This window comes from Ancylobacter sp. FA202 (genome assembly GCF_000380205.1).
Taxonomy (GTDB): Bacteria; Pseudomonadota; Alphaproteobacteria; order Rhizobiales; family Xanthobacteraceae; genus Ancylobacter.
This window is the reverse complement of record NZ_KB904818.1, coordinates 1,522,356-1,548,480: the sequence shown is the minus strand read 5'-3', so window position 1 is coordinate 1,548,480 and position 26,125 is coordinate 1,522,356. Positions and strand designations below refer to the sequence as shown.

21 protein-coding genes, 1 tRNA gene and 1 pseudogene are annotated in these 26,125 nt (G+C 68.5%); 13 read left to right on the top strand and 10 right to left on the bottom strand.

Going from position 1 to position 26,125, the window contains the following annotated elements:
• Positions 1 to 128 precede the first annotated feature (128 nt).
• The 5 genes from A3M1_RS0107030 to A3M1_RS0107010 all read left to right on the top strand — a co-directional run bounded on the left by A3M1_RS0107030 (position 129) and on the right by A3M1_RS0107010 (position 5,695).
• Positions 129 to 1,139, top strand: coding sequence for a serine hydrolase (locus A3M1_RS0107030; RefSeq protein ID WP_018388247.1), 1,011 nt, complete (start codon positions 129 to 131; stop codon positions 1,137 to 1,139).
• 178 nt (positions 1,140 to 1,317) lie between these two features.
• The gene (locus A3M1_RS0107025) at positions 1,318 to 2,490 is read left to right on the top strand and encodes an extracellular solute-binding protein (RefSeq protein WP_245261600.1); all 1,173 of its coding nucleotides are present in this window, start codon (positions 1,318 to 1,320) and stop codon (positions 2,488 to 2,490) included.
• A gap of 229 nt (positions 2,491 to 2,719) precedes the next feature.
• The gene (locus tag A3M1_RS0107020) at positions 2,720 to 3,799 is read left to right on the top strand and encodes an ABC transporter ATP-binding protein (protein ID WP_018388245.1); all 1,080 of its coding nucleotides are present in this window, start codon (positions 2,720 to 2,722) and stop codon (positions 3,797 to 3,799) included.
• 1 nt (position 3,800) lies between these two features.
• Positions 3,801 to 4,811, top strand: a complete 1,011-nt coding sequence (locus tag A3M1_RS0107015; RefSeq protein ID WP_018388244.1) for an ABC transporter permease — start codon at positions 3,801 to 3,803, stop codon at positions 4,809 to 4,811.
• Positions 4,808 to 5,695 carry an ABC transporter permease gene (locus tag A3M1_RS0107010; protein ID WP_018388243.1) on the top strand — a complete coding sequence of 296 codons (888 nt, stop codon included), beginning with the start codon at positions 4,808 to 4,810 and terminating at the stop codon, positions 5,693 to 5,695. The genes A3M1_RS0107015 and A3M1_RS0107010 overlap by 4 nt, the downstream gene beginning before the upstream one ends.
• A gap of 45 nt (positions 5,696 to 5,740) precedes the next feature.
• Here the strand turns inward: A3M1_RS0107010 and A3M1_RS0107005 are convergent.
• The 8 genes and pseudogenes from A3M1_RS0107005 to A3M1_RS26415 form a co-directional block, all read right to left on the bottom strand.
• Positions 5,741 to 5,836: transfer RNA gene (locus A3M1_RS0107005), tRNA-Sec, on the bottom strand.
• A 144-nt stretch (positions 5,837 to 5,980) separates the two neighbouring features.
• A pseudogene (gene selB, locus A3M1_RS25820) lies at positions 5,981 to 7,831 on the bottom strand (selenocysteine-specific translation elongation factor); the annotation flags it as partial.
• Positions 7,828 to 9,249 (bottom strand): L-seryl-tRNA(Sec) selenium transferase, encoded by a 1,422-nt coding sequence (gene selA / locus A3M1_RS0106990; protein WP_018388242.1) that lies wholly within the window; start codon positions 9,247 to 9,249, stop codon positions 7,828 to 7,830. The pseudogene selB and the gene selA, both read right to left, overlap by 4 nt.
• Before the next feature lie 10 nt (positions 9,250 to 9,259).
• Entirely contained in the window at positions 9,260 to 10,174 is a 915-nt protein-coding gene (gene fdhE, locus A3M1_RS0106985; RefSeq protein WP_018388241.1) for a formate dehydrogenase accessory protein FdhE, read from the bottom strand.
• 384 nt (positions 10,175 to 10,558) lie between these two features.
• Positions 10,559 to 11,290 (bottom strand): formate dehydrogenase subunit gamma, encoded by a 732-nt coding sequence (locus A3M1_RS0106980; protein WP_051087027.1) that lies wholly within the window; start codon positions 11,288 to 11,290, stop codon positions 10,559 to 10,561.
• Positions 11,287 to 12,273, bottom strand: coding sequence for a formate dehydrogenase subunit beta (gene fdxH / locus A3M1_RS0106975; protein ID WP_018388239.1), 987 nt, complete (start codon positions 12,271 to 12,273; stop codon positions 11,287 to 11,289). The genes A3M1_RS0106980 and fdxH overlap by 4 nt, the downstream gene beginning before the upstream one ends.
• A gap of 12 nt (positions 12,274 to 12,285) precedes the next feature.
• Positions 12,286 to 15,375, bottom strand: coding sequence for a formate dehydrogenase-N subunit alpha (gene fdnG / locus A3M1_RS0106970; RefSeq protein ID WP_081620358.1), 3,090 nt, complete (start codon positions 15,373 to 15,375; stop codon positions 12,286 to 12,288).
• A gap of 54 nt (positions 15,376 to 15,429) precedes the next feature.
• Positions 15,430 to 15,624, bottom strand: a complete 195-nt coding sequence (locus A3M1_RS26415; RefSeq protein ID WP_156029655.1) for a hypothetical protein — start codon at positions 15,622 to 15,624, stop codon at positions 15,430 to 15,432.
• Positions 15,625 to 15,662: 38 nt separating this feature from the next.
• On the opposite strand from A3M1_RS26415, the gene A3M1_RS0106960 reads away from it, so the two are divergent.
• The 8 genes from A3M1_RS0106960 (at position 15,663) to A3M1_RS0106920 (ending at position 24,116) form a co-directional block, all read left to right on the top strand.
• Entirely contained in the window at positions 15,663 to 16,232 is a 570-nt protein-coding gene (locus tag A3M1_RS0106960; RefSeq protein ID WP_018388236.1) for a TlpA disulfide reductase family protein, read from the top strand.
• On the top strand, positions 16,229 to 17,374 hold the full coding sequence (locus A3M1_RS0106955; RefSeq protein WP_018388235.1) for a transglutaminase-like domain-containing protein: 1,146 nt from the start codon (positions 16,229 to 16,231) through the stop codon (positions 17,372 to 17,374). Before A3M1_RS0106960 ends, A3M1_RS0106955 begins: the two co-directional genes overlap by 4 nt.
• A 151-nt stretch (positions 17,375 to 17,525) precedes the next feature.
• Positions 17,526 to 18,587 (top strand): selenide, water dikinase SelD, encoded by a 1,062-nt coding sequence (gene selD / locus A3M1_RS0106950; RefSeq protein WP_018388234.1) that lies wholly within the window; start codon positions 17,526 to 17,528, stop codon positions 18,585 to 18,587.
• A 196-nt stretch (positions 18,588 to 18,783) separates the two neighbouring features.
• Positions 18,784 to 20,091: a nickel-dependent lactate racemase gene (gene larA / locus A3M1_RS0106945; RefSeq protein ID WP_018388233.1), complete on the top strand. Its 1,308-nt coding sequence runs from the start codon at positions 18,784 to 18,786 to the stop codon at positions 20,089 to 20,091.
• The gene (gene larC, locus A3M1_RS25815; protein ID WP_156029657.1) at positions 20,088 to 21,614 is read left to right on the top strand and encodes a LarC family nickel insertion protein; all 1,527 of its coding nucleotides are present in this window, start codon (positions 20,088 to 20,090) and stop codon (positions 21,612 to 21,614) included. Before larA ends, larC begins: the two co-directional genes overlap by 4 nt.
• Positions 21,607 to 22,416 (top strand): hypothetical protein, encoded by an 810-nt coding sequence (locus A3M1_RS0106930; RefSeq protein WP_018388230.1) that lies wholly within the window; start codon positions 21,607 to 21,609, stop codon positions 22,414 to 22,416. The genes larC and A3M1_RS0106930 overlap by 8 nt, the downstream gene beginning before the upstream one ends.
• 3 nt (positions 22,417 to 22,419) lie before the next feature.
• The gene (gene larB / locus A3M1_RS0106925; RefSeq protein WP_018388229.1) at positions 22,420 to 23,085 is read left to right on the top strand and encodes a nickel pincer cofactor biosynthesis protein LarB; all 666 of its coding nucleotides are present in this window, start codon (positions 22,420 to 22,422) and stop codon (positions 23,083 to 23,085) included.
• Entirely contained in the window at positions 23,085 to 24,116 is a 1,032-nt protein-coding gene (locus tag A3M1_RS0106920) for an aldehyde reductase (protein ID WP_018388228.1), read from the top strand. The genes larB and A3M1_RS0106920 overlap by 1 nt, the downstream gene beginning before the upstream one ends.
• A 3-nt stretch (positions 24,117 to 24,119) precedes the next feature.
• Here A3M1_RS0106920 and aguA read toward each other — a convergent pair whose 3' ends face one another.
• Both aguA and aguB read right to left on the bottom strand, forming a co-directional pair.
• Positions 24,120 to 25,211, bottom strand: a complete 1,092-nt coding sequence (gene aguA, locus A3M1_RS0106915) for an agmatine deiminase (RefSeq protein ID WP_018388227.1) — start codon at positions 25,209 to 25,211, stop codon at positions 24,120 to 24,122.
• Entirely contained in the window at positions 25,211 to 26,116 is a 906-nt protein-coding gene (aguB, locus tag A3M1_RS0106910; protein WP_018388226.1) for an N-carbamoylputrescine amidase, read from the bottom strand. Before aguB ends, aguA begins: the two co-directional genes overlap by 1 nt.
• Positions 26,117 to 26,125: the final 9 nt, after the last annotated feature.

Genomic DNA, 26,125 nt, shown 5'->3' with positions numbered 1-26,125 from the left:
GTTGGGGTAGAGCAGAAGTAATCGCTGTAATTCAAGCCTAGCTGTTGCTCAATCGAGCGGATATTGGCGAGGCAATCCTCCCGTCATCGTGACTAACGCTCGTTCGCGCCCGCCCTATCTTGTCAGGCATGCACCGTCGTTCCCTGCTTGCCGCTCCGCTCCTGCTGCTGACCCCGCGCCTCGCCCTCGCGCAGGCGGACCTTCCCTCTCAGCCTCCCGCGCTGACCGCCGTCCTCGACCGCGCCGGCGAACTGGCGCCGTTGCGCACGGTGCTGGTCAGCCGGGATGGCGAGAGGCTGGCCGCGCGGGGCTATGCCGGCGGGCGGGTGGACCGGCCGACCAACATCAAATCGGCCTCCAAGAGCATCCTCGCCATTCTGGCCGGCATCGCCATCGACAAGGGCGTGCTGGAGGGGGCGGAGCAGAAGATCGCGCCGCTGCTGAAGGCGGACCTGCCCGCCGACCCCGACCCGCGCCTCTCTGAGATCACGCTCGGCAACCTGCTCTCCATGCAGGCGGGGCTGGAGCGCACCTCCGGCACCTTTTACGGCGCGTGGATCGCCAGCCCCAACTGGGTGCGCTCCGCGCTGGCGCGGCCTTTTGTCGACGAGCCGGGCGGGCAGATGCTCTATTCCACCGGCTCCTCGCACCTCGTCTCGGCGATTTTGACGCGGGCCAGCGGGCGCTCGACGCTCGCTCTGGCGCGCGACTGGCTCGGCTCGATCGAGGGGTTTGAAATCGCCGATTGGGAGCGCGACAAGCAGGGCATTTATTTCGGCGGCAACCAGATGGCGATGCGGCCCACCTCCCTGCTCGCCTTCACGGAAACCTGCCGCAGCGGCGGGCGCAACCGGGCCGGGGAACAGGTGATCCCGCCGGACTGGATCGCCCAATGCTGGCAGGTGCGCACCGCCTCGCGCTTCACCGGCGACGCCTATGGCTATGGCTGGTTCACGCGGCCAATCGACGGGGCGCGCGCCCATTATGGCTGGGGCTATGGCGGGCAGATGCTCTATGTGGTGCCCGAACGCGGCGTCTCGCTGGTCATGACCTCCACCACGCACGCGCCCTCCGGCCGCACCGGCCACCGCGACGCTGTGCACGCGCTGGCCGGCGAGATCCTGGCGGCACTCCGGTAGCGCCCGTTTCACAGGCAGGCGGGCGCGCGGGCGTGCTGAATTGCGCGCCAGTGCCGGTTGCATGTCGGGTTTCGACAAGCGGGCCGTCGCGATTGTGCAACGCAGCACCGGCGGGCGCGGCGCTGGCATGCTTCGTGCTCCCCTGACGGCGATCCATCGCCATTCCGAGGGGAACGCCGTGACGAAGAAGACCGAGCCCACCAATTCCTCGATCGAGACGCTGCTCGCCGCCCGCAGCTTCACCCGCCGGGTGCTGTTCAAGGGCGCGCTCGCGGCCGGCGCCATGACCGCCGCCGGCCCCTATCTCGTGCGCGACGCCTTCTCCTCCTCCGGCGAGCTGAACCTGCTCAACTGGGCCGACGAACTGCCCGACCCGGTGATCCCGGAATTCACCAAGAAGACCGGCATCAAGGTCAACTCCACCCCGTTCTCGCAGAACGAGGAGCAGATCAACAAGCTGCAGGCCACCGAGGGCGACGGCTTCGACCTGTGCGCCCCCACCCGCGACCGCGCGCCCCAGTTCCGCGAGCTGGACGTGCTCGCCCCCTACGACCTCTCCAAGCTGAAGCTCGACCAGGTGCTGCCGGCGATGCTGGAAGGCTCCACCAGCGTGTGGACCTGGGATGGCGGGCTGTACCATGTGCCCCATTGCTGGGGCTCGGAAGCGATCGCCTGGCGCACCGACCTCGCGAAGCTGGAATACCCGACGCTGAGCTACGGCACGCTGTGGAGCCCCGAATTCAAGGGCAAGATGCAGGGCCGCCCGCACTCGCTGCTGCTCGGCATTGGCCTGTGGTGGGACAAGACCGGCAAGCTGCCCTCCAACCGCATGCTCGACGCCTTCAAGGACGAGGCGACGATGAAGAAGATCTACGACCCGATCCTCGAATTCGCCGTCGCCAACAAGGCGCAGGTCAAGCAGTTCTGGGATTCCGCTGACAACACCAAGTCCGGCTTCATGGAAAATGGCTGCGTCATCGGCCAGACCTGGGACGGCCCGCCGCTGTCGCTGAAGAAGGACGGCAAGCCGATCGCCTATATGGCGCCGCAGGAAGGCGCCATCACCTGGATCGACGGCTGGTCGATGACCAAGGCGGCGAAGAACACCGCCCAGGCCTATGAGTTCATCAACTTCATCCACACGCCCGAGATCTCGGCCATGGTCGCCAATGGCTCGGGCTACAACCCCGTGGTGAAGGGCGCCGACAAGTTCCTCTCGGAAGTCGCCAAGAAGAACTTCGCCGAAGCCTATCCCGGCAACGCGCTGGACAACCTCTGGAGCCGCCCGCCGGAGCCGTCGTGGTATGCCGAGCTGCGCACCCAGTATGCCGAGAAGTTCAAGGCGGCGTGAGGCGTTTGCCGGCTTAATTCCGTCAGGACCGGGCTTGGCCCGGTCCTCCACGAATTTCCATCGGGTAGGCGCGAACGAAGGCGTGGATGCCCGGGCCAAGCCCGGGCACGACGGCGTTTTTGGTCAACGCGCGTGGGCTGCCCGCTGCACGCTCCCCGCCCGTCACCCCCTCCGGATCGCCGCCGGTGCGGCTTCCGGGATGACGGCAACCAACTGAACGGAAATACGCATGGCCGCTGCCGTCGAGCTTGAGGGCGTCAATGTCACCTTTGGCGATTTCGTCGCCGTGAAGGAGGCCAATCTCACCATCGAGCCGGGCGAGTTCTTCTCCTTTCTCGGGCCGTCCGGCTGCGGCAAGACCACGCTGCTGCGCACCATTTCCGGCTTTATCGAGCCGACGCGCGGACAGGTGCGGATCGGCGGCGCCGACATGAAGGGCATCGGCCCCAACAAGCGGCCCACCGCGCTGATCTTCCAGAATCTCGCGCTGTTCCCGATGATGACGGTGGCCGAGAATATCGGCTATGGCCTGCGGGTGCGCGGCGTGCCCCGGCATGAGCGCGACGAGAAGGTGAAGAACCTGCTGATCCAGGTGGCGCTCGCCGAGCATGGCCACAAGAAGGTGTCCGAGCTGTCCGGCGGCCAGAAGCAGCGCGTGGCGATTGCCCGGGCTCTTGCCGTCGAACCCTCTGTGCTGCTGCTGGACGAGCCGCTCTCCGCGCTCGATCTCAAGCTGCGTCAGCACATGCGCTCGGAGCTGCGGGCCATCCAGAAGCGGGTCGGCATCACCTTCATCTACATCACCCATGACCAGGGCGAAGCCCTGACCATGTCGGACCGCATCGCGGTCATGAATGCCGGGGTGATCGAGCAGGTGGGTGACGGCCGCGCTGTCTATGCCGAGCCGCGCACGCCCTTCGTCGCCTCCTTCGTCGGCGAGAACAACCAGATTCGCGGCCGCATCACCGCCCGCGACGGCGCCATGGCGACGCTGGAGACCCCTCTCGGCACGCTTGCCGGCCGCAACCCGGTGGCGCTCGACGTCGGGCAGGAAGCGCTGCTGTTCGTGCGGCCGGAGGTGATGCAGCTGCGCGCCAATGGCACCACGGCCGGCTTCGAGGGCGAGACGCTCGATGTCGCCTATGAGGGCAGCGTAACCCATGTGACGCTGCGGGTGCGGACGGGGCAGAAGGTGATGGCGAGCCTTGGTGCCAGCGCGCTTGCCGCCCTGCCCACCCCGGGCGAGACGCTGCGCATCGGCTTCCGCCCGGAAGACGCGCTGCTGCTGGCCCGGCCGGAAAGGCACTGAGATGAGCGGCAGCCTCGCCTTCGTCTTCGGCCTGCCGCTGGCGGTGGTCGTGTTCTTCTTCGCGCTCGCCGCCTATGAGCGGCGCACCGGCGTGGCGAACGGGGGCGGCTTCTTCCAGCGCAACGGGCTCGCCATCGGGCTTTATCTCGTGCTCGCGGTTGGTTTCTGGGCCTTCTTCATCATCCTTCTGCCGCAGCTTGCCATGGTGGACATGTCGTTCCGCCCGAAGCTGCCGCCCTCGCAGATGGGCGGGCCGAAGGACCTCTACACGCTGGAGAATTACCGCTACTTCCTGTTCGGCTCCACCACCTCTACCGCCGAATGGAACTGGCTGCACATCAAGGCCTTCTTCCTCACCATCGGGGTGAGCATCATCATCACCCTGATCAATTTCGCCATCTGTTACCCGCTCGCCTTCCACATGGCGCAATCGGCCACGGCGGCGCGGCTGCGGGTGCTGCTTCTGCTGCTGATCCTGCCCTATTGGGTGAACGAGATTCTGCGCGCCTTCGCCTTCCGGGTGCTGCTCTCCTCGGGGGGCATCATCAACCAGATGCTGATGGGAAGCGGGCTTACTAGTGAGCCGATCGACTTCCTCGGCGCCGATGTCGGCCTCTATATGGGCCTGTCCTACGCCTATCTCCTGATGATGATTTTTCCGCTCTACAACGCCATTGAGAGCCTCGACAAGAATCAGGTGGAAGCGGCGCGGGACCTTGGCGCGCCCTGGTGGCACATCCATGCCTTCATCGTGCTGCCGCATGCCAAGCCGGGCATCGCCTCGGGCTGCACGCTGGTGTTCATGCTCACCGCCGGCGCGCTGGCGGCGCCGCTGGTGCTGGGCGGGCCGCGCACGCTGTGGTTCACCCCCATCGTCTATGACCGCTTCTACCAGGCCTTCAACTGGCCGCAGGGGGCGGCCTATGCCTTCATCCTGCTGGTGAGCTGCATCATCTTCGTGCTGGTGGTGCTCAAGGCGTTCAGGCTCAGCCTTGGAGAAATCACGCGATGAATCCGGGTCCGTTCCAGCGGGTGATGTTCGCGCTCTACACTGTGGTGTTCTTCCTCTATCTGCTCGGCCCGCTGGCGGTGATGGCGGTTTCCGCCTTCAACACCCCGCAATATCCGCAGGTCTGGCCGATCGAAGGGGTGACGCTCGACTGGTTTTCGGCGCTGTTCGCCGACCAGGACATGATGACCGGCCTGAAGATGAGCCTGTGGATCGGGCTCCTGGTGGTGTGCATCTCCGTGCCGATTGGGCTGGCGGGCGCCATCATCATGACGCAGATCCAGCCGCGCGTGCGCTCGCTCTATTATCTCGTCGTGGTCTCGCCAGTGCTGACCCCCGGCATCATCATCGGCATTTCCACCGTGGTGTTCTGGCGCCAGTTCACCGGCCAGACCGGCACGCGCTTTCTTTATGACGGCGTTGTGCTGACCGTGCTGGGGCAGGCGAGCTTCATCTCCGCCTATTGCATGCTGATCATCCTCGCCCGGCTGCAGCGCTTCGACCGCTCGCAGGAAGAGGCGGCGCTCGACCTTGGCGCCAGCTACCCCCAGGTGTTCCGCCACATCCTGCTGCCCTTCCTCAAGCCGGCGCTGGCCTCGGCGGCGGTGCTGGCCTTCCTCTCCTCCTTCGAGAACTACAACACCACCACCTTCGCCATCCTCTCCGACAAGACACTGACCACGGTGCTGGCCGGGCGGGTGCGGCAGGGCTCGACCCCGGCGATCTCGGCACTGGCGGTGGTGATCGTCGCGGTGACGGTGATCGGCGCCATCGCCTATGAGATCTACAAGCGCCGTTCGGACGCGGCGGCGGCGGCGCGCCAGCGCGCGGCGCTGGAGGCGGAAGAGGCCGAGCTTGCCGGCGCGCCGGCGGCGGCGATGGGGTGAGCGCCGGCGCTACCGGCCCTGACCGGGGCCGGTGGGCGAAGGGGATGGCGGAAGAGAGTGGGAGTCGAACCCACCAGGGACCGGCTCGCGGCCCCTTCCGGATTTGAAGTCCGGATACCTCACCGGAGGTAACGCTCTTCCAGAAACTGTGTCCGCGCCCGCGGGGGCGGCAATGCCTTGCTCGACCGCAGTGTCGTCGATCGCGCCGAACAGGTCCAGCCGGTGGCGGTTGATCCGGCGCAGGTCGCCGCGCCGCAGGGTCACGCCGTGGCGGTCAAGAAATTCCAGGATCTGGATCGCCACCTTCCGCCCGACCGCGTGGCCGCGGGCCTCGATGCGGTCGCGGAAAGCGCTGGCGGGAAAGTCCCGCCCCGGCGCGGCGGCGGAAAGCGCGCGCGCCATCGCCACCATCTCGGCCAGCGTAGGGCGCAGGAAGAAATGGTCATGCGCCACCTCGTCCACCCGGCCCATGCGGGCGAGCAGCTTCATCAGCCGGCGGATCTCGCTCTCCGCCTCGCCGGTCAGCGCCGCGAGGTCGCGCACGCGCGGGGGACGGAAGCGGGCGGGACCGGCGAGCAGGGGCGCGAGGTCTTCCCACAGGCGCTCGTCCCTGGCGGTGAGGCGCACCTCATGAGCCGGCAGCCGCACCCAGGCGCCTTCCAGCACCAGCGCGCCGTCCTCCGCCAGGCGGCGCGACGCCTCGGTGAAGACCGGCTTGGCCAGGCGGGGGGTGAGCGCGAGGCGCAGCTTCTCCGCCCCCATGCCCGGCAGGTCGGGATTGGCCTCGTGGAAGCGGGCGAGTTCGGCCCGCAGCGCCTCGCCATAGAGCACCCAACGCTCCGGGGCCAGCGCGGTGAGGGTGCCGCCGACGGCGAAAGTCACCAGGCCGAGGCGGGCGGCGATCTCCGCCGGGGCCTCCGCCGCTAGCGCCCGGTCGCGGGCGAAGGCGGTGAGGTCGAGATGCCAGGGCGCGACCGCCAGCAGCCCGGACACCGCCGCATCCGGGGCGCTCTCGGTGAGGGCGCCGAGCTGGGCGAGGCGTTCGGGGGTGCGGCGGCGGCGGGCAGGGGCGCGCAGATCGATCAGCCTTCCGCCACCGAGGCTGCGCTGGGCCGAGGTGTCGCGGATGACATAGCGGTCGCCCACGGCGGCGGCGATCGGGCGCTCCAGCACGATCTGCACGAGGCCTGTGGTTCCGGGGGCCAGCGTCTCGTCCGAGAGCGGCACGAGCCGGGCGCCGACCTCGCTGGCGCCGTGGTGAAAGCGCACCGGAAACCACGCGCCGAGCGGTTTGGCCTCGCCCGCCAGCACGGTGAGTGTGGCGTCGATCCGCTCGGTCGGGGCGTGCAGTGTCGGGTCGAGCACCATGTCGCCGCGCCGTATCGCCTCGGCGGTGATGGCTTCGCCGGCGAGGTTCAGCGCGCAGCGGTCACCGGCGCGGCCTTCCTCCGACTTGCGGTTCTGCGCGTGCAGCGACCGCAGGCGAGCGGGCCGTCCGTCGGGGCTGACCATGAGCGGATCGCCCACCCGCACCCGGCCGGAGAGCACGGTGCCTGTCACCACCGTGCCGGCGCCGGAAATCGTGAAGCTGCGGTCCACCGCGAGGCGGAAGCGGCCCAGCGCCGGGCGGGCGGCGAAGGCGCGGGCGGCCTCGATGAGGTGGGCGCGCAGCGCCTGCACCCCCGCACCGGTAAGCGCCGAGACGGGCAGGATGGGCGCGTCCGCAAGCGCCGTGCCCTCCAGCAGCGCGGCGATCTCGCCCCTCACCTCGGCAAGGCGGGCCTCATCGGCGAGATCGGCCTTGGTCAGCGCGACCAGCCCGCGCGAAATGCCGAGCAGGTCGATGAGGGCGAGATGCTCGCTTGTCTGCGGCATCACCCCGTCGTCGGCGGCGACGATGAGCAGGGCGAAATCGATGCCGCTCGCCCCCGCCAGCATGGTGTGGATGAACTTCTCATGGCCGGGCACGTCGATGAAGCCAAGCGTGCCGGCCTCGGTGGGGAGATAGGCGAAGCCGAGATCGATGGAGATGCCGCGCGCCTTCTCCTCCTTCAGCCGGTCGGTATCGACGCCGGTGAGTGCGCCGACCAGCGCGGTCTTGCCATGGTCGATATGGCCGGCGGTGCCGATGATCATCCCGGCCCCCCGATGTGGCCGAGGCTCTCCAGAAAGCCCTGCTCGTCCTCCAGGCAGCGCAGGTCGAGGATCAGGGCGCCCTCGCTGATGCGGCCGATGACCGGGACGGGCAGCGCGCGCAGTGCGGCGGCCAGCCCGTTCAGTCTCCCCCCCGAGGCTTCCGCCGCCGGGCGGATGGCGAAGCCGGCGCTCGGCAGGGTTTCCAGCGGCAGCGCGCCGGAGCCGATCTGGCTGACGCAATCGACGATCTCGATGTCGAAATCCTCGCCCAAGGCGGCGGCGAGCGGCTCGGCCAGTTCATGGGCACGGACGGCGATGTCGGCGCGCGTGCGCGCCAGCAGGCGCAGGGTCGGCAGCCGGGCGGCCAGCCTGTCCGGGTCGCAATAGAGCCGGAGCGTCGCTTCCAGCGCGGCGAGGCGGATCTTGTCGACGCGCAGCGCCCGCTTCATCGGGTTCTTGTTGATGGCGGCTATGAGGTCGGCACGGCCGACGATGAAGCCGGTCTGCGGCCCGCCGAGCAGCTTGTCGCCGGAGAAGGTGACGATATCCGCCCCTTCCGCCACTGCCTCGCGCACGGTCGGCTCATGGGCGAGGCCGATCCGGGCGAGATCGAACAGCGTGCCGGAGCCGAGATCGTTGACCAGCGGCACACCCTTGGCGCGGGCGATCTCCGCCAGTTCGCGCGCCGGCACCTCCTTGGTAAAGCCCTCGATGCGGTAATTGGAAGTGTGCACCTTCAGCACCAGCCCGGTCGCGTCATTGAGCGCCCCGGCGTAATCCTTCGGATGGGTGCGGTTGGTGGTGCCGATCTCGACCAGCCTCACCCCGGCGCGGGCCATGATGTCCGGCATGCGGAAGGCGCCGCCGATTTCGATCAGCTCGCCGCGCGAGACGATGGCCTCGCGCCCGAGGCCGAGCGTGTTGAGCACCAGCAGCACGGCGGCGGCGTTGTTGTTGACGACGGTGGCGTCTTCCGCCCCCGTCAGCTCGATCAGCAGATCGCGCACATGGTCGTCGCGCTCGCCGCGCTTGCCGGTGGCGAGGTTATATTCCAGCGCCACGGCGGCGCGCATGGCGCTCGTGGCGGCTTCCACTGCCTCTTCCGCCAGAACCGCGCGGCCGAGATTGGTGTGCAGCACCGTGCCGGTGAGGTTGAACACCGGGCGCAGGCGGGAGCGGGCGCCCTTGTCCAGCGCGTCGGTGGCGGCGAGCGCCACATGATCGGGCGCCGGCAGGGCGGCGAGCTTGCCCGCCAGGAGGCAGGCGCGCACCTCCTCCAGCGCGGCGCGGATGGCTGACGTCGTGGGCGCGCGGCCGAACGCTTCCACGGCTTCCTGGCCCGTGGGCGTGGCGAGCACGCGGTCGACCGAGGGCAGGTCGCGCGGGGAGGGGGCGGCGGGGCGGGAGGGCGCATCCATGGCCGCGCCCTCAATAGCCGAGCAGGAACGGGTTGAAGGCGGCGCGGCGATACGGCCCCTGCCGCATCATCAGATCGAGCGCCAGCGTGCCGATATCGTCGGCCACCGGCTCGATGGTGACATCCTTGTTCTGGTACATCACCTTCACATAGGTGTGGCACTCGTCGCAGGTTTCCGCCTTCACCGTGCCGGGGCTGCCCTCGATTTCCTGATAACCGATGCCCTTGGTGGTGCCGCAGGCGCAGCAGCGGATGCGGACATAGTTCCAAAGCGTGGAGCAGAGCGAGCAGGCGCAGAAGCGGTTGCCATGGGCGTTCGGCCATTCAACGATGAGCGAGGCCACCGGCGGGCCGCCGCAGGCGGGGCACACCCCATCGCCCACCGGCACCAGCCTCGCTGCGTCCAGCGCGGCGGCGCGGCGGGCGAAATGCACCTGCAGGGCGCTCGCGACATAGACATGCTCGGCCAGCCGCTCCACCGGCAGGTCATGAGCCAGCACATCGCGCACCATCTGCGCCCGCACCGGGCCATCGGCGAGGCGGACGCGGGTGAGGGCGGCGCCGGCCTCCTCCGGCATCTTCACGCCGGCGGCGGCGTCGAACAACTGGTCGAGCGTTGCCTCCAGCGTGTCGTCGAGCAGGGTCGTGGCGCGGTCCAGCGCCGGCATCTCGAAGGCGCGGGCGCGCTCCAGCGCTTCCGGGTCGGGCGGCGCCACCGGCGGCAGGCCGGGGACGATGGCGTGCTGCGCCTCGATGAGGCCGGCGACGAAATCGAGATAGGGCTTGAGCGGGCTGACCGCCGCATAGATGCGCAGTCGCTTCGCCCGCACGCCGAACAGGCGCGCGGGATCAGGCAGGACCGCGAAAGGCGGGGCGGAGACGGCACCGATCACGGTGGGATCGGGCTGGAGATCCTGCGACATCATCACCTCACGAACCGCACGGGCCACGTGTTCCAGACAGGAAGGCACGTTGAACCCTGGCATCCGTCTCTGGCGGACCAGGGTTCGTTTTCTTGGCCGACCCCACGCGACGTCATCCTGAGGTGCCGCCAAAGGCGGGCCTCGAAGCTGGCATGTTACGGGCATCCTTCTGCTTCAACATCCTTCGGGGCACGCTGCGCTCGCACCTCAGGATGACGTCGCACGGGGTCGGCCCTTGGCTCAGGCACGTCATCACGGCCAGGCGCGGCGCGCGCAAGGGCCGGGATCGGCATTTCGTCGTGGTGCGCGATCCCGGACAGGCCTGCGGCCCTTCCGGGATGACGGCAACGGCACGTCGCCCGCCGCGCGCCGTCCTGTCGCCCGTCCTTACTCTGCCGGCGTCGGCGGGCGCTTGCCCGGCCGCGTGCCGACGAGCTCGCGCAGCCATTTGCGGTGGTGCCGCCACGCCCAGCCGCCCGTCACCTTGCCGCGCGTCATCGCGCCGATGGTGCCCTTGACCCAGATGGCGGCATAGACGTGGATGATCCACACGCAGATGATGCAGACCGCCGCCACCGCATGGACAAGGACGGCGACGCGCTTCTGCTCGATGCTGGTGAAGGCGTAGAAATACTGGTCCCACATCGCGATGCCGCTGGCGATCAGCACGATGATGAGGCCCGACATGCCCCAGAACACGAACTTCTGGCCGGCATTGTACTTGCCGATTTCCGGCAGCCTCTCCTCCCGCCCGCGCAGCACATCGCTGATACGGGCGAGCCAGGTGCCGTCTTCCCGTGCGGGCAGGTTCGCCTTCCAGAAGCGCAGGAACAGCCCGGCGAAGGAGAAGAACAGCACCACGCCGATCCAGGGATGCAGCGCCCGCGTCCACTGCCCGCCGCCGAACAGGCCGGTGAGGAAGAACAGGCTCGGCGTGAACAGCGCCATGCCCGACAGCGCCAGCAGGATGAGGCTCAGCGCCGTGACCCAGTGGTTGATGCGCGCGGCGACCGTGTAGCGCGACACCTGCACCGGGTGGCCCGGGCGAACGGAATCGCCCGGTTCCACATCGTCGGGGGTAGGTTGTTGGTGACGGGACTTGAGGTTTCCGGCGCTCATGGCGTCCTCCCCTCTTGCAGGCCGGCGGGCGGCGCCGGCGGCGGGGTGCCATCGGCGAGCCGCTCGGCGTTCTCCTCGTCCTCCTCCGAGACCTTGTTCGGGCCGGCGACGACATAGTGCAGGAAGCCGGCGGCGGCGGCGAAGCCCATCACCGCCAGGCCGACATATTTGGTCACGCCCTTCCAGGCGTCGACGAGCGGCGAGATGCGCGGATTGTCCGGCAGGCCGGCATAGATCGACGGCGTGTCGGCATGGTGCAGCACATACATCACGTGGGTGCCGCCAACGCCCGGCGGGTCATAGAGCCCGGCATTGGCGAAGCCGCGCGACTTGAGGTCGGTGATGCGCAGCTCGGCCCAGTCCTTCATCTCGTCCTTGGTGCCGAAGACGATGGCCTGGGTCGGGCATGCCTTCTGGCAGGCCGGGCCCTGGCCCACCGCGACACGGTCGGAGCAGAGCGTGCATTTATAGGCGGTGTGGTCGACCTTGGAGATGCGCGGGATGTTGAACGGGCAGCCCTTGATGCAGTAGCCGCAGCCAATGCAGTTGTCGTGCTGGAAGTCCACGATGCCGTTGGAATACTGCACGATGGCGCCGGGGGCCGGGCAGGCCTTGAGGCAGCCCGGGTCTTCGCAATGCATGCAGCCATCCTTGCGGATGAGCCATTCGAGATTCTCGGTCTCGGGATTCACCCATTCGGTGAAGCGCATCAGCGTAAAGGTGTCCGGCGTCAGGTCCATGGGGTTGGTGTAGACCCCGTGATTGAAGCCGATCTCCTCGGTGAGGTTGTTCCATTCCAGGCACGCGGCCTGGCAGGCCTTGCAGCCGATGCATTTGGAGACGTCGATCAGCTTGGCAACCTCGGTCAGCCGCTGGGCGGGCGGCGTGACCTCGGAGGCGCTGCGGCGGAGAATGTCCTTCTCGCCGAAGCGCGGCGTGGCGGCGTCGGAGGCGACCGAGGGGTTGGGGATGGGTGGGAACATGCTGCCGCCTCCCTATGCCACCACCGGCCCGGTGGAGGGCTCGATGTTGACCATGAACGCCTTGAACTCCGGGGTCTCGATGTTCGCGTCGCCCACGAAGGGGGTCAGCGTGTTGGCGGTGAAGCCCTTGCGGGCGGCGCCGACGAAGCCCCAGTGGATCGGCACGCCGACGATGTGGACGGTCTTGCCGTCGATCGTCATCGGCTTGATGCGCTTGGTGACGACCGCCTTGGCGTAGAGCTCGCCGCGCTTCGACCACACCCGCACCCAGCCGCCGAGCGCGATGCCCTTCTCCTTCGCCAGTTCCTCGGAAATCTCGACGAACTGTTCCGGCTGCAGGACCGAATTCACATGGTTGTTCTTGGTCCAGTAGTGGAAATGCTCGGTGAGACGGTAGGAAGTGCCGGCATAGGGATAAGCCGGATCGCCGATATCGGCGAAGGTCTTCCAGTCGTCGGGGAAGACGCGCGCCACCGGGTTGCCCCGCACCTTCGGCGCGATGACATTGGCGACCGGGCTCTCGAACGGCTCGTAATGCACCGGGAAGGGCCCGTCCCGCATCATCTTGCGCACCCACAGGCGGGACGTGCCCTCGGGGTTCATGATGAAGGGACCGACATCCCTGGGCTTGGCGGTGGGCGGAATGTCCGGCACGTCGTAGCCGGTCCATTTCGTGCCGTCCCATTCGATCAGCTTGCGCGAGGGGTCCCACGGCTTGCCGTCGAGGTCGCAGGAGGCGCGGTTGTAGAGAATGCGCCGGTTCGCCGGCCAGGCGAACGACCATTTGAGGAACATGCCGGCGTCGCCGGGGTCGGAATTGTCCCGCCGCGCCATCATGTTGCCGGCCTCGGTCCAGCAGCCGGAGAAAATCCAGCAGCCGCCGGCCGTGGTGCCATCGTCGCGCATCTGGCCGAAGCCGGACAGTTGTTTGCCGGCTTCCAGCACCTTCTTCGTCGGGTCGGCTGGGTCGAAGACATCGACCAGCACCGAGCCGTTCATCTCCCGTGCCAGCTCTTCCGGCGTCGGCTCGCCCGGGTCCTTGTAGGACCAGTTGAGATTGACGATCGGGTCGGGGAAGGTGCCGCCTTCCTTCTTGTAGAGCTCCTTCAGCCGCAGATGGATCTGCGCCATGATCCAGATGTCGGTCTTGGCCTCGCCCGGAGGCGAGCCGCCCGGCCAGTGCCATTGCAGCCAGCGGCCGGAATTGACCAGCGATCCCTCATCCTCGGCAAAGCAGGTGGTGGGAAGCTGGATCACCTCGGTCTGGATATCGGCCGGGTTCACCTTGTTGAAGGTGCCGTGGTCTTCCCAGAAGCGGGCGGTCTCGGTCTGCAGCGGGTCCATGATGACCAGCATCTTCAGCTTGGCGAGGCCGGCGGCGAGCTTTCCCTTGTCCGGGAATGCCTGAAGCGGGTTGAACCCCTGGCAGAAATAGAGGTTCACCTTGCCCTGCTTCATCATCTCAAAGACGCGCAGCACGTCGTAACTGGCGACATCGAGCTTGGGCAGGTAGCTGTAGGCCCAGTCGTTCTCCTTGGTGGCAGCGGAGCCGTACATTGACTTCATGAAGCTGACGAAGAACTTGCGGTAGTTCTGCCAGTAGCTGGTCTGGTTTGGCCGCAGCGGCTTGAAGGCGCGCGTCGACATATAGGTGGTGAAGTCGGGCTCCTTCTGGGTGGGGATGTTGAGATAGCCGGGGATGAGATTGCTCATCAGCCCGAGATCGGTCAGCCCCTGGATGTTGGAATGCCCGCGCAGGGCGTTCATGCCCCCGCCGCGCACGCCGATATTGCCCAGGATGAGCTGGAGCATCGCCATGCCGCGAATATTCTGCGCGCCCTTGGAATGCTGGGTCCAGCCGAGCGCATACATGCTCGTCATGGTCTTGGTCGGGGTCGAGCATTCGCCCACCATCTCGGCCACCTTGAGGAAGGCGTCCTTCGGCGTGCCGCAGATGCGCTCGACCATGTCGGGCATGTAGATGGCGACGTGCTCTTTCAGCAGGTTCCACACGCAGCGCGGATTCTGCAGCGTCTCGTCGACCACGGCATAGCCGTCCGGGCCGATCTCGTACTCCCAGGTGTCTCTGACGTAATCGCGCTTGCTCTCGTCATAGCCGGTGAACAGGCCGTCCTGATAGGCATAGCCCTCGCGCACCACGAAGGTGGCGTTGGTGAAGGGCTTCACATAGTCCCACTGCACCTTGTCATGGCTGATGCAGTAATTGATCAAGCCCATCAGGAAGGCGATGTCCGACCCCTGCCGGATCGGCGCGTAGAAATCCGCCACTGCCGCCGAGCGGTTGTAGCGTGGGTCAACGACGATGAGCTTGGCGCCGCGGGTGGCTTTCGCCTCCGTGACCCATTTGAATCCACAGGGATGCGCTTCGGCGGCATTGCCGCCCATAATGACCACAAGGTCGGTATTCTTGATGTCCGTCCAGGCGTTGGTCATAGCGCCACGGCCAAATGTTGGGGCGAGACTCGCCACCGTCGGGCCGTGTCAGACGCGCGCTTGGTTATCGAACGCTAGTATGCCGGTCGAGCGCACGACCTTGTAGGTCGCGAACGCGGTTTCATTTGTCGTCGCGGAGGCCGCGAGGAAGCCGGTGGTGAGCCAGCGATTGACCGTCACGCCGTCGGCATTGGTGGCGACGAAATTGGCGTCGCGGTCGTCCTTCATGGCGCGGGCGATCTTGTCGAGCGCCACATCCCAGGAGACGGCCTCGAATTTGTCCGAGCCGGCCTTGCGCAGCATCGGCTGGGTCAGCCGGGTCTGCGACTTCACGATGTCGCGCAGCGCCGAGCCCTTGGGGCAGAGCGTGCCGCGATTGGTCGGGTGGTCGGCGTCGCCCTCGATATGGACGATGTCGGCCTTCTCGCCCTTTCGCAGATCACCCTTGGAATAGATGATGATGCCGCAGGCGACCGAGCAGTAGGTGCAGGTGTTTCGCGCTTCCGTGGTGTTCACCAGGTGGAACGGCTTCACGGCAGCGGCGACGGCCGCCTCCGCCTCGCTGAAGCCGAAGGCACCCAACGTGGTGCCGGCAATGCCGGCGCCCGACGTCTTGAGGAACGTACGGCGCGAGAGCTCCATATTCATCGTGGCCCTCCCGTAGTCTCCAAATAAAGCCCATCGACCGATAGGCTTTGCCGATCACAGGCTATTTTTTAGTTCCTCCAAAGTCAAACAGACACAGACACCGGGCGATAAGAAAAATCCCTTTAAGTGCAGGACTTTAAGAATGTTGCCGTGCGATCTTGCAATGCTGCGGCGCAGCATCGATGGTTTTTCCCGATCGCCCAATTGACGATTTTGCAACCCCGGCGCAGCATCACGGCGTGCTCGCATCTGCGGCTCCCGCGTGTCGGGGCGGAAAGAACCACTTCTTGCTGGTTACTGTTGCTTCCCTTGCGTCACTGACGCTTGGCGGGGCGCAGCCGGTTCATGCCGCCGCGCCACTGCCGCTGGGTGCCGCGCCGCCGGCGCTGGTGCTGGATTCGCTTGATCACGGCCCACAGGACCTTGCCACGCTGCACGGGCGCCCGGTGCTCGTTCACTTCTTCGCGACCTGGTGCGCGCCCTGCCGGGAGGAGATGGCGGGGCTGGCGCGGCTCGCCGCGCGACAAAGCGAGGGGCCGCTCGCCGTTCTCGCCGTCGATGTCGGCGAGGTGCGGGTGCGGGTGCGCCGCTTCTTCGAGGCCCATCCTGTGCCCTTCCCCGTGCTGCTGGACGAGGACCGCGTCGCGCTGAAGGCGTGGAAAGTTCCCACCCTGCCGGCGAGCTTCGTGCTCGACGCCTCGCACGTGCTGCGCCTTTACGCCGATGGCCCGGTCGACTGGGACGACCCGGCCGCCGACCGCTTGCTCGACACGCTCGCCGATCCCGCCGCCGCGCCCCTCGGCGCGGGGCTGCCGCCCCTCAACGACGATCAACCGACCCGGGAGAATGCGCCATGACAAGCCCTGCCCAGAACAGCCGTCGTGAGTTCCTCAAAGCCGGCGTCGCCCTCGCCGCCGTTGCCGCCGTCCCGCACGCCGCCTTCGCCCAGGCCGCAGGCCCGGCGGCGGCCGCCGCCTTCGCCCCGAAACCCGGCAAATGGCGCGACTTCGAGGTGGTAACGGTGCTCGATGTGAAGCCGGTGGAGAGTAAGGCCGGCCCGGCTCAGGCCTGGGTGCCGCTGCCTTCCTACACCGCCTCCGACTGGATGAAGCCGGGCGAAAGCACCTGGAAGACCAACGCCGCCACCGCCGAAGTGGTGAAGGACCCGCATTATGGCGCGCAGATGCTGCACCTGACCTGGGCCGAGGGCGAAGAGAAGCCCACGGTCGAGATCACCTCGCGCTTCTCCACCCGTGACCGCGCCACCGATTTCTCCAAGCCCGGCACAGTGGCCGCGCTCACGCAGGATGAGCGGGCGCTGTTCCTGGCCGCTACCGACCTCATTCCCACCGACGGCATCGTCAAGGCGACCGCCGACAAGATCACCGCCGGCAAGGCGAGCGACCTCGACAAGTCGCGCGCCATCTATGAATGGGTGGTCGAGAACACCTATCGCAACGCGGCGACGCGCGGCTGCGGCACCGGCGATGTCGGCTCGCTGCTGGCGAGCGGCAATCTCGGCGGCAAATGCGCCGACCTCAACGCCTTGTTCGTCGGCCTCAACCGCGCCGCCGGCATCCCCGCCCGCGACCTGTACGGCATCCGCGTGGCGCCTTCCGCCTTCGGCTATAAAAGTCTCGGCGCCAATTCGCCGACCATCTCCAAGGCGCAGCACTGCCGCGCCGAAGTGTGGCTCGACGGCTTCGGCTGGGTCGCCACCGATCCGGCCGATGTGCGCAAGGTCGTGCTGGAGGAGCCGCCGGGCAAGAATGCCATGGACGACGCCAAGGTGCTGGCGGCGCGCAAGGCGCTGTTCGGCTCCTGGGAGGGCAATTGGCTCGCCTATAATGACGGCCACGATATCGCCCTGCCGGGCTCCGCCGGGCCGAAGCTCGGCTTCCTCATGTACCCGCAGGCGGAGGTGGCGAGCCTGCGCCATGACTGCCTCGACCCCGACGCCTTCGCCTATGTGATCAAGGCGAATGAAGTGGCGGCGTGAGGGGGCCTGCATGCTCGACGCCGCGGGGCGCTGCCCCGCTCCTCAGCATGACGGGCGTCTGGGGCTGCCGTCATCCTGAGGCGCCCGGCAAAGCCGGGCTCGAAGGACGCAGACGATCGCCGCGCCCGTGTGTGCCAAAAGGAAGACGTCAATGCTCGACACCCCTGCCACCGTCGCTCCGTTCCGCCTCACCAGCCTCGCCCATGGCGGCGGGTGCGGCTGCAAGCTGGCGCCCTCGGTGCTGCGCGAATTGCTGGCCGAGCAGCCTTCCAGCGCCGGCTTCACCCGGCTGCTGGTCGGCACCGAGACCGGCGACGACGCGGCGGTCTACCTTCTCGACGACGACACCTGCCTGATCGCCACCACCGATTTCTTCATGCCGATGGTGGACGACCCCTATGAGTTCGGCCGCATCGCCGCCACCAACGCCATTTCCGACGTCTACGCCATGGGCGGCAAGCCGCTGCTGGCGCTGGCCATTCTCGGCATGCCGCTCGGCAAGCTGGAGCCGGCGATGGTGCGCGAGATTCTGAAAGGTGGCGCCGCCATCGCCGCCGAGGCCGGCATTCCCGTGGCGGGCGGCCATTCCATCGATGCGCCGGAGCCGATCTACGGCCTCGCGGTGATCGGCACGGCGCGGCCGGAGCAGATCCGCAAGAACAGCACCGCCTTCGCCGGCGACGTGCTGATCCTGACCAAGGCGCTGGGGGTGGGGGTCTATTCCGCGGCGTTCAAGAAGGAGAAGCTCTCGTCATCCGCCTATAACGAGATGATCGCCGCAATGACGACGCTCAACCGCATCGGCACCGCGCTCGGCCGGGACGCGGCCGTGCACGCGGTGACCGATGTCACCGGCTTCGGCATCCTCGGCCACGGGTTGGAGGTGGCGCGGGGCTCGGGCCTTGCGCTGGAAATCGAGGCGGGCGCGCTGCCGCTGCTCACCGAGGCGCGCGCGCTGGCGCAGGCGGGCTTCATCACCGGCGCCTCGCACCGCAACTGGGCGAGCTATGGCGAGGGCGTGCGGCTACCCGAGGGAATCGCGGAAGCGGAGCGCCACCTTCTCACCGACCCGCAAACCTCCGGCGGGCTCTTGGTGGCGGTGGCGCCCGAGGCGGCCGAGCGGGTGCTGGGCGAAATCCGCGCCGCCGGTTCCTCCCGCGCCGCCATCATCGGGCGGGCGGTGGAGGGGGCGCCGTCGGTCACGGTGGTTTGATCGGGCACGCGCGCGGCGCCAGCCCTTCGGGATGCCGGCAGAGCGCGGATCAGGCTTCGGCGGAAGCCCGCCTGACCCGTCGCGCGGCTTTTTGTTGTCGGCTTGCCGGTTTAAGACCGGCCTCCAGCGGGATATCCTCCCCCTCGACCGACCGGGAGGGTGAGCCTCCTGCGGCGGACAACCTCAAGGAGCGGCCATGTCTCACACGGGTCTCGAACTCGCCTTCGGTCGCGGTGCGCTGCACCTCACCTTGCCGCCGGGGGCCAAGCCGACCGTGCTGCGCAAGGCGGAACTGCCCAAGCTGCCGGACAATGTGGCCGCCATCCGCCACGCCTTCGAGCATCCCGTCGATTCGGCGCCGCTCGCCGAACTCGCCAAGGGCCGCAAGAGCGCCTGCATCCTCATCTGTGACATCACCCGCCCGGTGCCGAACCGGCTTTTCCTGCGGCCGATGATCGAAACACTGATCGCTGCCGGCATTCCTGCCGATGCCATCACCGTGCTTGTCGCCACCGGCCTGCACCGGCCGAATGAGGGCGCGGAGCTGGCGGAACTGGTCGGCGACCCCTGGGTGCTGGAGACGGTGCGGGTGGAGAACCACTTCGCCCGCGACGAGGCCGCCCATGTCGATCTCGGGGCCACGTCGACGCGCGGAACGCCTGTCTTCATTGACCGCCGCTTTGCGCAAGCCGATCTGCGCATCGCCACCGGGCTGGTCGAGCCGCATTTCATGGCCGGCTGGTCGGGCGGGCGCAAAGTGGTGGCGCCTGGAGTCGCCGGGCACCAGACCATCCGCACCTTCCATTCCGCCCGCTTCATGGAAGACCCGCTGGCGGTGCAGTGCAACCTTGTCGGCAACCCACTGCACGAGGAGCAATTGGAGATCGTGCGCAAGCTTGGCGATGTCTACGCGCTGAACACGGTGCTGGACGAGGCGCGCGACCTGGTCTTCGTGTCCTTCGGCGAGATCATCGCCAGCCATCTCGCCGCCGTGGCGTTCGTGGAGAGCTCGACCGTCATCGAGGCGCCGCGCCGCTACCACACGGTGGTGACATCTTCAGCCGGCTATCCACTCGACAAGACCTATTATCAGACGGTGAAGGGCATGGTGACGCCGCTCGACATTCTGGAGCCCGGCGGCACGCTGATCATCGCCTCGGAATGTTCGGAAGGCTTTGGCAGCGAGGAGTTCCGCGCCGCGCAGGAGCGGCTGGTGGAACTGGGGCCGGAGCGGTTCCTCGCCACGCTCACCGCCAAGACTCTGGCCGATGTCGACGAATGGCAAACCGAGATGCAGCTGAAGCCCATGCGGGTCGGGCGCATCCAACTCCACACCACGGGGCTGACCGAGGAGGAGCGGCGCATCACTGCGGTGGAGATCGTCGCCGACATCAATGAGGCGATCGCGGCCAGCCTGCAGCGTTCCGGCGACAACGCGCTCGCCATCATTCCCGAGGGACCCTATGTGATCCCGGTGTGCCGCGACCGACAGGCGGCGGCGTGAGGCGCATCCATCTCGACGCGGTGGGCGGCGTTGCCGGCGACATGTTCGTCGCGGCGCTGCTGGACGCCTTTCCGGACCTCACCCCCCGCGTGCTGGCGGATGCCCGTGCCGTGCTGCCGGAAGGAGCGGGCACGCCCGTGCTGCGCGAGGGGTTGAGCGGGGGCATCGCCGTGCGCCGCTTCGGGCTGGAGGGTGAGGACGCCCATTCTCACGCTCACGCGCATTCCCACACGCACCCTGCCGACGCGGCCCGCTTCCTCAGGACCGGGCTTGACCCGGCCACCCAGGCATCCACGGGAGTTCGGGCGGAGGGGCTGGGTCCCCGGGCCGAGCCCGGAGATGAGGGCCGTGATGGGGATGAGGGAGGGCATGAACACGTCCACCACGCCCATTCTCACACCCACAACGCTCACCCTCCTTCCGCCTGCATGGCCGGGCTTGACCCGGCCACCCAGACTTCGGCTGCGGTTCTCGTGGAAGCGCTGGTTCCCCGGGTCGAGCCCGGGGGTGAGGGGGGGTGTGAACACGCGCACGCGCCCCACCCCCACGCTCACTCCCACCCCCACGCCGGCTCCTATCGCGACATGGTGGACCGCATCGAGGCCGCCTCGCTGAGCGCGGGGACGGCGGGCCATGCGGTGGCGATCCTCGCCCTTCTCGCCGAGGCGGAGGCCGCCATCCATCGCGTGCCGGTGGAGGAGGTGCATTTCCACGAAATCGCCGACTGGGATTCGCTGCTCGACGTGGTCGCCGCCGGCAGCCTTGCCGCCGCGCTGGAAGGGGCGGAGTGGACCGTATCCCCCCTGCCGCTGGGCGGCGGGCTGGTCAAGACCCAGCACGGGCTGCTGCCGGTGCCGGCGCCGGCGACCGCCGCCCTTCTTGCCGACTTCGACTGGCGCGACGATGGCATTGCCGGCGAGCGCGTGACCCCGACCGGCGCGGCGATCCTCAAACATCTGGCGCGCTGCGGGCGCCCGGCCGGCGGGCGGCTGGTGGTCTCCGGCACCGGGGCGGGCACGCGCGACCTGCCCGGCATGCCCAATATGCTGCGGGCGCTGGTGTTCGAGGAGACGCTGGCGGAAGCTGAGGTGCTGAGCGGCGATGTGGTGGCGGTGATCGAATGCGAGATCGACGACATGACCGGCGAGGAGATTGGCACCGCCACCGAGCGGTTGAGGGCCGAGCCGGGCGTGCTCGATGTCAGCCTCAGTCATCGCTTCGGCAAGAAGGGGCGGCCGGTGGTGGCGCTGCGGCTGCTGGTGCGGCCGGACTGCATAGACGCGGTGGCGCGGGCCTGCTTCGCCCAGACTTCGACGCTGGGGGTGCGGCTGCGCGAGGAGCGGCGTTTGACACTGAAGCGCACGGCGGGCGAGAGCGCGGGGGTGGCGGTGAAGCGTGCGGCGCGCCCGGGCGGCGCCACGGTGAAGGCGGAGAGCGATGCGCTCACCGGCGATACGCTGGCGGCGCGGCGGGCGCTGAAGCAGCGGGCGGAGCGCGGCGACGCGGAGTGTGGCGATGCGTGAGGCGCAGCTTCATACGCCGCCCGCCCTTCGGCTTGCGCGCGTGCTGGACCGGTTTCCCGCACTGGCCGTGGCGGTGAGCGGCGGCGTCGATTCGCTCACTCTGGCCAGCTTCGCGCACGCCCATGGCCTGCCGCTCAGCGTGATTCATGCCGTTTCCCCCGCTGTGCCGTCGGAAGCGACGGCGCGGGTGCGAGAGCTGGCGGCGGCGCAGGGCTGGGCGCTGACCGTCACCGGGACCGGCGAGTTCGATGATCCGCGCTACCGCGACAACCCGGTGGACCGCTGCTATTTCTGCAAGACCAATCTCTATGACCGCATCGCCGGCCTGACCGAATGGCCGATCGCGTCAGGCGCCAATCTCGACGATCTCGGCGACTACCGTCCCGGCCTGATCGCCGCCGCCGAGCGGCGGGTGGTGCATCCGCTCATCGAGGCAGAGATGACCAAGGCCGATGTGCGCGCGCTCGCCCGCGCGCTCGGCCTCGGCGTGGTGGCCGAGCTGCCGGCGCAGCCCTGCCTCGCCAGCCGGGTCGAGACCGGCATTGCCATCGACGCCGACGATCTCTCCTTTGTCGAGAGGGCCGAGCGCCAGCTCGCCGCCCTCACCGGCGGCGGCACGCTGCGCTGCCGCATCACCCATGAAGGCGTCGCGGTGGAACTGGGGCCCGAGGCGATGGGGATGGAGCGCGCGGTGGACGCGCTGATGGCGGGGCTGTGCGCCGGGGCGGGGCGGATCTATGCCGGCAGCCGCGCCTATCGCCGGGGCGCGATGTTCGTCGGCGCACCCGCCATGGGGGCCTGAGCCGTGGATTTCACCTTCGACTGGAGCCGCGCGGTGCGCACCGGCCTGCCTGAGGCGGTGCTGTGCAGCGCCAAGTCGCCGGCGCAGATCACCGAGATTCTGGCCGCCGCCCGGGCGCGCGGGGCACGGCTCTTGATGACGCGCCTGGAGCCGGCTGCCTTCGCGGCGCTGGACGCGGCGGCGCGCGCCGGGCTCGACTATGACCCGCTCGCGCGCACTGCCGTGCTGGGCGGGAAGGTGGCGCTCGCGGACGCCCATGTGGCGGTGGTGGCGGCCGGCACTTCGGACCTGCCGGTGGCGCGCGAGGCGATGCAAACCCTCGCCTTCAACGGGCAGGGGGCGCTCCTCGTCGCCGATGTCGGCGTGGCCGGGCTCTGGCGCCTGATGGAACGGATCGAGCAAATCCGCGCCTGCCGGGTGGTGATCGCGGTGGCGGGGATGGAGGGCGCGCTGTTCAGCGTGCTCGGCGGGCTGGTGAGTGCGCCCGTTATCGCGGTGCCGACATCGGTCGGCTATGGCGTCGCCGAGGGAGGCCGGGCCGCGCTCACCTCGGCGCTGGCGAGCTGCGCGCCGGGCGTGGTGACGGTAAACATCGACAATGGCTTCGGCGCGGCCTGCGCCGCGCTCAAGATGCTGGGCGCGGCTTTGCCGGCGAACGGGGAGCGGTGATGGCGCGTGTTCTCGTCACTGGCGGCTCGGGCTTTATCGCCGCTTATGTGATCCTCGCTTTGCTGCGCGCAGGCCATGAGGTGCGCGCCACGCTGCGTGACATGGCGCGCGAGGACGAGACGCGCGCCCGTCTGGCGGTGGGCGGCGCCCTGCCGGGGGCGGCGCTGAGCTTCCACCGCGCCGACCTGCTCGACGATGGCGGCTGGGATGCGGCAATGGCGGGCTGCGAGTATGCTCTGCATGTGGCCTCGCCGGTGCCGGCGGGCCTGGTGGCGGATGATGAGGCCGCGCTGATCGCCGTGGCGCGCGAGGGCACGGTGCGGGTGTTGAAGGCGGCGCGGGCGGCGGGCGTGCGGCGGGTGGTCGTCACCTCGTCCTTCGCGGCGGTGGGCTATGGCCATGCGCCGCGCACGGGCCCCTATGACGAGTGCGACTGGAGCGACCCTGACGGCGCTGATGTCGACGCCTATACGCGCTCCAAGACACTGGCGGAGCGGGCGGCGTGGGACTTCATCGCCGGCGGGGGCGCCGGCATGGAGCTGGCGACCGTGAACCCGGTGGTGGTGCTCGGCCCGGCGTTGGGGCCTGACATGTCGGCCTCGCTGGATCTGATACGGGCGCTGCTGGATGGCGCCATGCCGGCGACCCCGCGCATCTATCTCGGCCTGGTCGATGTGCGTGATGTCGCCGAGCTGCATCTCAGGGCGATGAGGGCGCCGGAAGCGGCGGGCGAGCGCTTCCTTGCTACGGCGGGCGCGGCGGTATCACTGCACGAGATGGCGAAGGTGTTGCGCGCGGGGCTCGGCCCGGCGGCGCGGCGTGTGCCGCGTTTCCAGCTGCCGGATGTGATGGTGCGCCTTGCCGCCCTCGCTTTGCCGATGGCGCGGATGGCGGTGCCTCGCCTCGGCATCCGCCGTAACGCCGCCAACGAAAAGGCCCGACGCGTGCTCGGCTGGTCGCCCCGAGCGCCGGAGGAGGCGATCCTCGCCACTGCGGAAAGCCTGATCCGGCTGGGGCTGGTGAAACCCTGAGCGTCAGCCCGGCGTGCCCAGCGGTTGCTGCTGGGTGATGCAGTGGATGTTGCCGCCGCCGAGGATGACCTCATGCGTTGGCACGCCCACCACCTCGCGTTCCGGGAACAGGCGGGCGAGGATGTCCCGCGCCGCGCCGTCCTGCGCCGGGTCGAGCAGCGGCATCAGCACGAAGCCGTTGCCGAGGTAGAAATTGGCATAGGAGGCGCCGAGCCGCTCGCCCGGCCGCCGCGACATGGTGCCGGGTTCGGTGCCGAGGTCGAGCGCTTCCTCAGCAGTCCGAAACAGCGGGCCGGGCAGCGGCAGGGTGACGATCTCAAGCGCGCGCCCCCGGGGGTCGGTCATCGTCGACAGGCGCTCGCGCGCATCCTTCGAGATGAGATATTGCGGGTCGAGCGGGTCCTCGCAACCGGTCAGCGCCACCACGCCGGGCCGGATGAAGCAGGCGAGATTGTCGATATGGCCTGAGGTTTCGTCGTCGACGAGGCCGGCGCCGAGCCACAGCACCTTGGAGACGCCGAGATAATCCTTCAGATGCTGCTCGATTTCCTCCCGCGAGAGGCCGGGGTTGCGGTTGGGGTTGAGCAGGCACTCCTCAGTGGTGAGCACCGTGCCCTCGCCATCGACATGGATCGAGCCGCCTTCCAGAACAATCGGCGCAGCGTAGCGGGGCGCGCGCTCGATCTCCAGCATCTTGGCGGCGATCGCTTCGTCCTGGTCATACGGGCTGTAGAGCCCGCCCCAGGCATTGAAGCCCCAATCAACGCCGCGCAGCCGGCCGGCCGAATCGGTGAGGAAGGTGGCGCCGCAGTCGCGGCACCAGGAATCATCGGAGGTCGCCTCCACCACGCGCACCGAAGGCGGCAGGGCGGCGCGGGCATGGCGCCACTGGCGCGGGCTGGCCAGCATGGTGACGGGCTCGAAGCGGGCGATGGCGCTGGCCACGGCCACAAAAGCGTCCTGCGCCGGCTCGGCATCGGCGCGCCAATTGTCCGGCCGCTCCGGCCAAATCATCCAGGTGCCGGCATGCGGCTCCCATTCGGCCGGCATGCGGAAGCCATCGGCGGCGGGAAGGGTGGTGAGGGTTTCGCTCATCAGATGCTCCGGTCGCTGGCGGAGGTGCGGGTCGGCGCCCGACCGTCGAGCGAGAGCAGGGGGCGATAGAGGTCCGGCCGGCGGTCGCGGAACACGCCCCAGCTCTGGCGCTGGCGGGCGATGCCGTCGAGATCGAAGGTTGCGGTGAGCACCGATTCGTCGTCACGCCCGGCTTCAGTGACCTTCTCGCCGGTGGGGCCGGCGATGAAGGAGGAACCGTAAAAGGTGATCGATGTGCCGTTGCGGCCCTCTTCCCGGCCGATGCGGTTGGAGGCGATGAGCGGCATGAGGTTGGCGCCGGCATGGCCCTGCATCACCCGCTGCCAGTGGCCGGCGGAATCCAGGCCCGAATCATGCGGCTCGGAGCCGATGGCGGTGGGGTAGAGCAGCACTTCGGCGCCGAGCAGCGCCATGGTGCGCGCGCATTCCGGGAACCACTGGTCCCAGCAGATGCCCACCCCGATGCGCCCGACCGCCGTGTCCCACACCCGGAAGCCGGTGTCGCCGGGAGAGAAATAGAACTTCTCGGTGTAGCCCGGCCCGTCCGGAATGTGGCTCTTGCGGTAGAGGCCAAGCACCTCACCATCGGCGTCGACCATGGCGAGGCTGTTGAAGGTGGCCTGCCCGGCGCGCTCGAAGAAAGAGACGGGCAGCACCACGCCCAGCTCCTTCGCCAGCCGGGCGAAATGAGCGATCAGGCGGTTGCCTTCAAAGGGCTTGGCGAGGTCGAGGAACTCGTGCAGCTGGTCCTGGCAGAAATAGGGGGTCTCGAAAAGCTCCTGCAGCAGGATGAGCTTTGCGCCGCGCCCGGCCGCCTCGCGCACGAGGGCTTCGGCACGGGCGATATTGCCCTCGATATTCCAGTCGCAGCGCATCTGGGTGGCGGCGACGGTCAGGCTCCGCATGGAAATCTC

Coding starts and splice junctions, on each gene's coding strand:
- A3M1_RS0107030 (WP_018388247.1), top strand. CDS start 129: ATGCACCGTCGTTCCCTGCTTGCCGCTCCGCTCCTGCTGCTGACCCCG.
- A3M1_RS0107020 (WP_018388245.1), top strand. CDS start 2,720: ATGGCCGCTGCCGTCGAGCTTGAGGGCGTCAATGTCACCTTTGGCGAT.
- A3M1_RS0107015 (WP_018388244.1), top strand. CDS start 3,801: ATGAGCGGCAGCCTCGCCTTCGTCTTCGGCCTGCCGCTGGCGGTGGTC.
- A3M1_RS0107010 (WP_018388243.1), top strand. CDS start 4,808: ATGAATCCGGGTCCGTTCCAGCGGGTGATGTTCGCGCTCTACACTGTG.
- selA (WP_018388242.1), bottom strand. CDS start 9,249: ATGGATGCGCCCTCCCGCCCCGCCGCCCCCTCCCCGCGCGACCTGCCC.
- fdhE (WP_018388241.1), bottom strand. CDS start 10,174: ATGATGTCGCAGGATCTCCAGCCCGATCCCACCGTGATCGGTGCCGTC.
- A3M1_RS0106980 (WP_051087027.1), bottom strand. CDS start 11,290: ATGAGCGCCGGAAACCTCAAGTCCCGTCACCAACAACCTACCCCCGAC.
- fdxH (WP_018388239.1), bottom strand. CDS start 12,273: ATGTTCCCACCCATCCCCAACCCCTCGGTCGCCTCCGACGCCGCCACG.
- A3M1_RS26415 (WP_156029655.1), bottom strand. CDS start 15,624: ATGCGAGCACGCCGTGATGCTGCGCCGGGGTTGCAAAATCGTCAATTG.
- A3M1_RS0106955 (WP_018388235.1), top strand. CDS start 16,229: ATGACAAGCCCTGCCCAGAACAGCCGTCGTGAGTTCCTCAAAGCCGGC.
- selD (WP_018388234.1), top strand. CDS start 17,526: ATGCTCGACACCCCTGCCACCGTCGCTCCGTTCCGCCTCACCAGCCTC.
- larA (WP_018388233.1), top strand. CDS start 18,784: ATGTCTCACACGGGTCTCGAACTCGCCTTCGGTCGCGGTGCGCTGCAC.
- A3M1_RS0106930 (WP_018388230.1), top strand. CDS start 21,607: ATGCGTGAGGCGCAGCTTCATACGCCGCCCGCCCTTCGGCTTGCGCGC.
- A3M1_RS0106920 (WP_018388228.1), top strand. CDS start 23,085: ATGGCGCGTGTTCTCGTCACTGGCGGCTCGGGCTTTATCGCCGCTTAT.
- aguA (WP_018388227.1), bottom strand. CDS start 25,211: ATGAGCGAAACCCTCACCACCCTTCCCGCCGCCGATGGCTTCCGCATG.
- aguB (WP_018388226.1), bottom strand. CDS start 26,116: ATGCGGAGCCTGACCGTCGCCGCCACCCAGATGCGCTGCGACTGGAAT.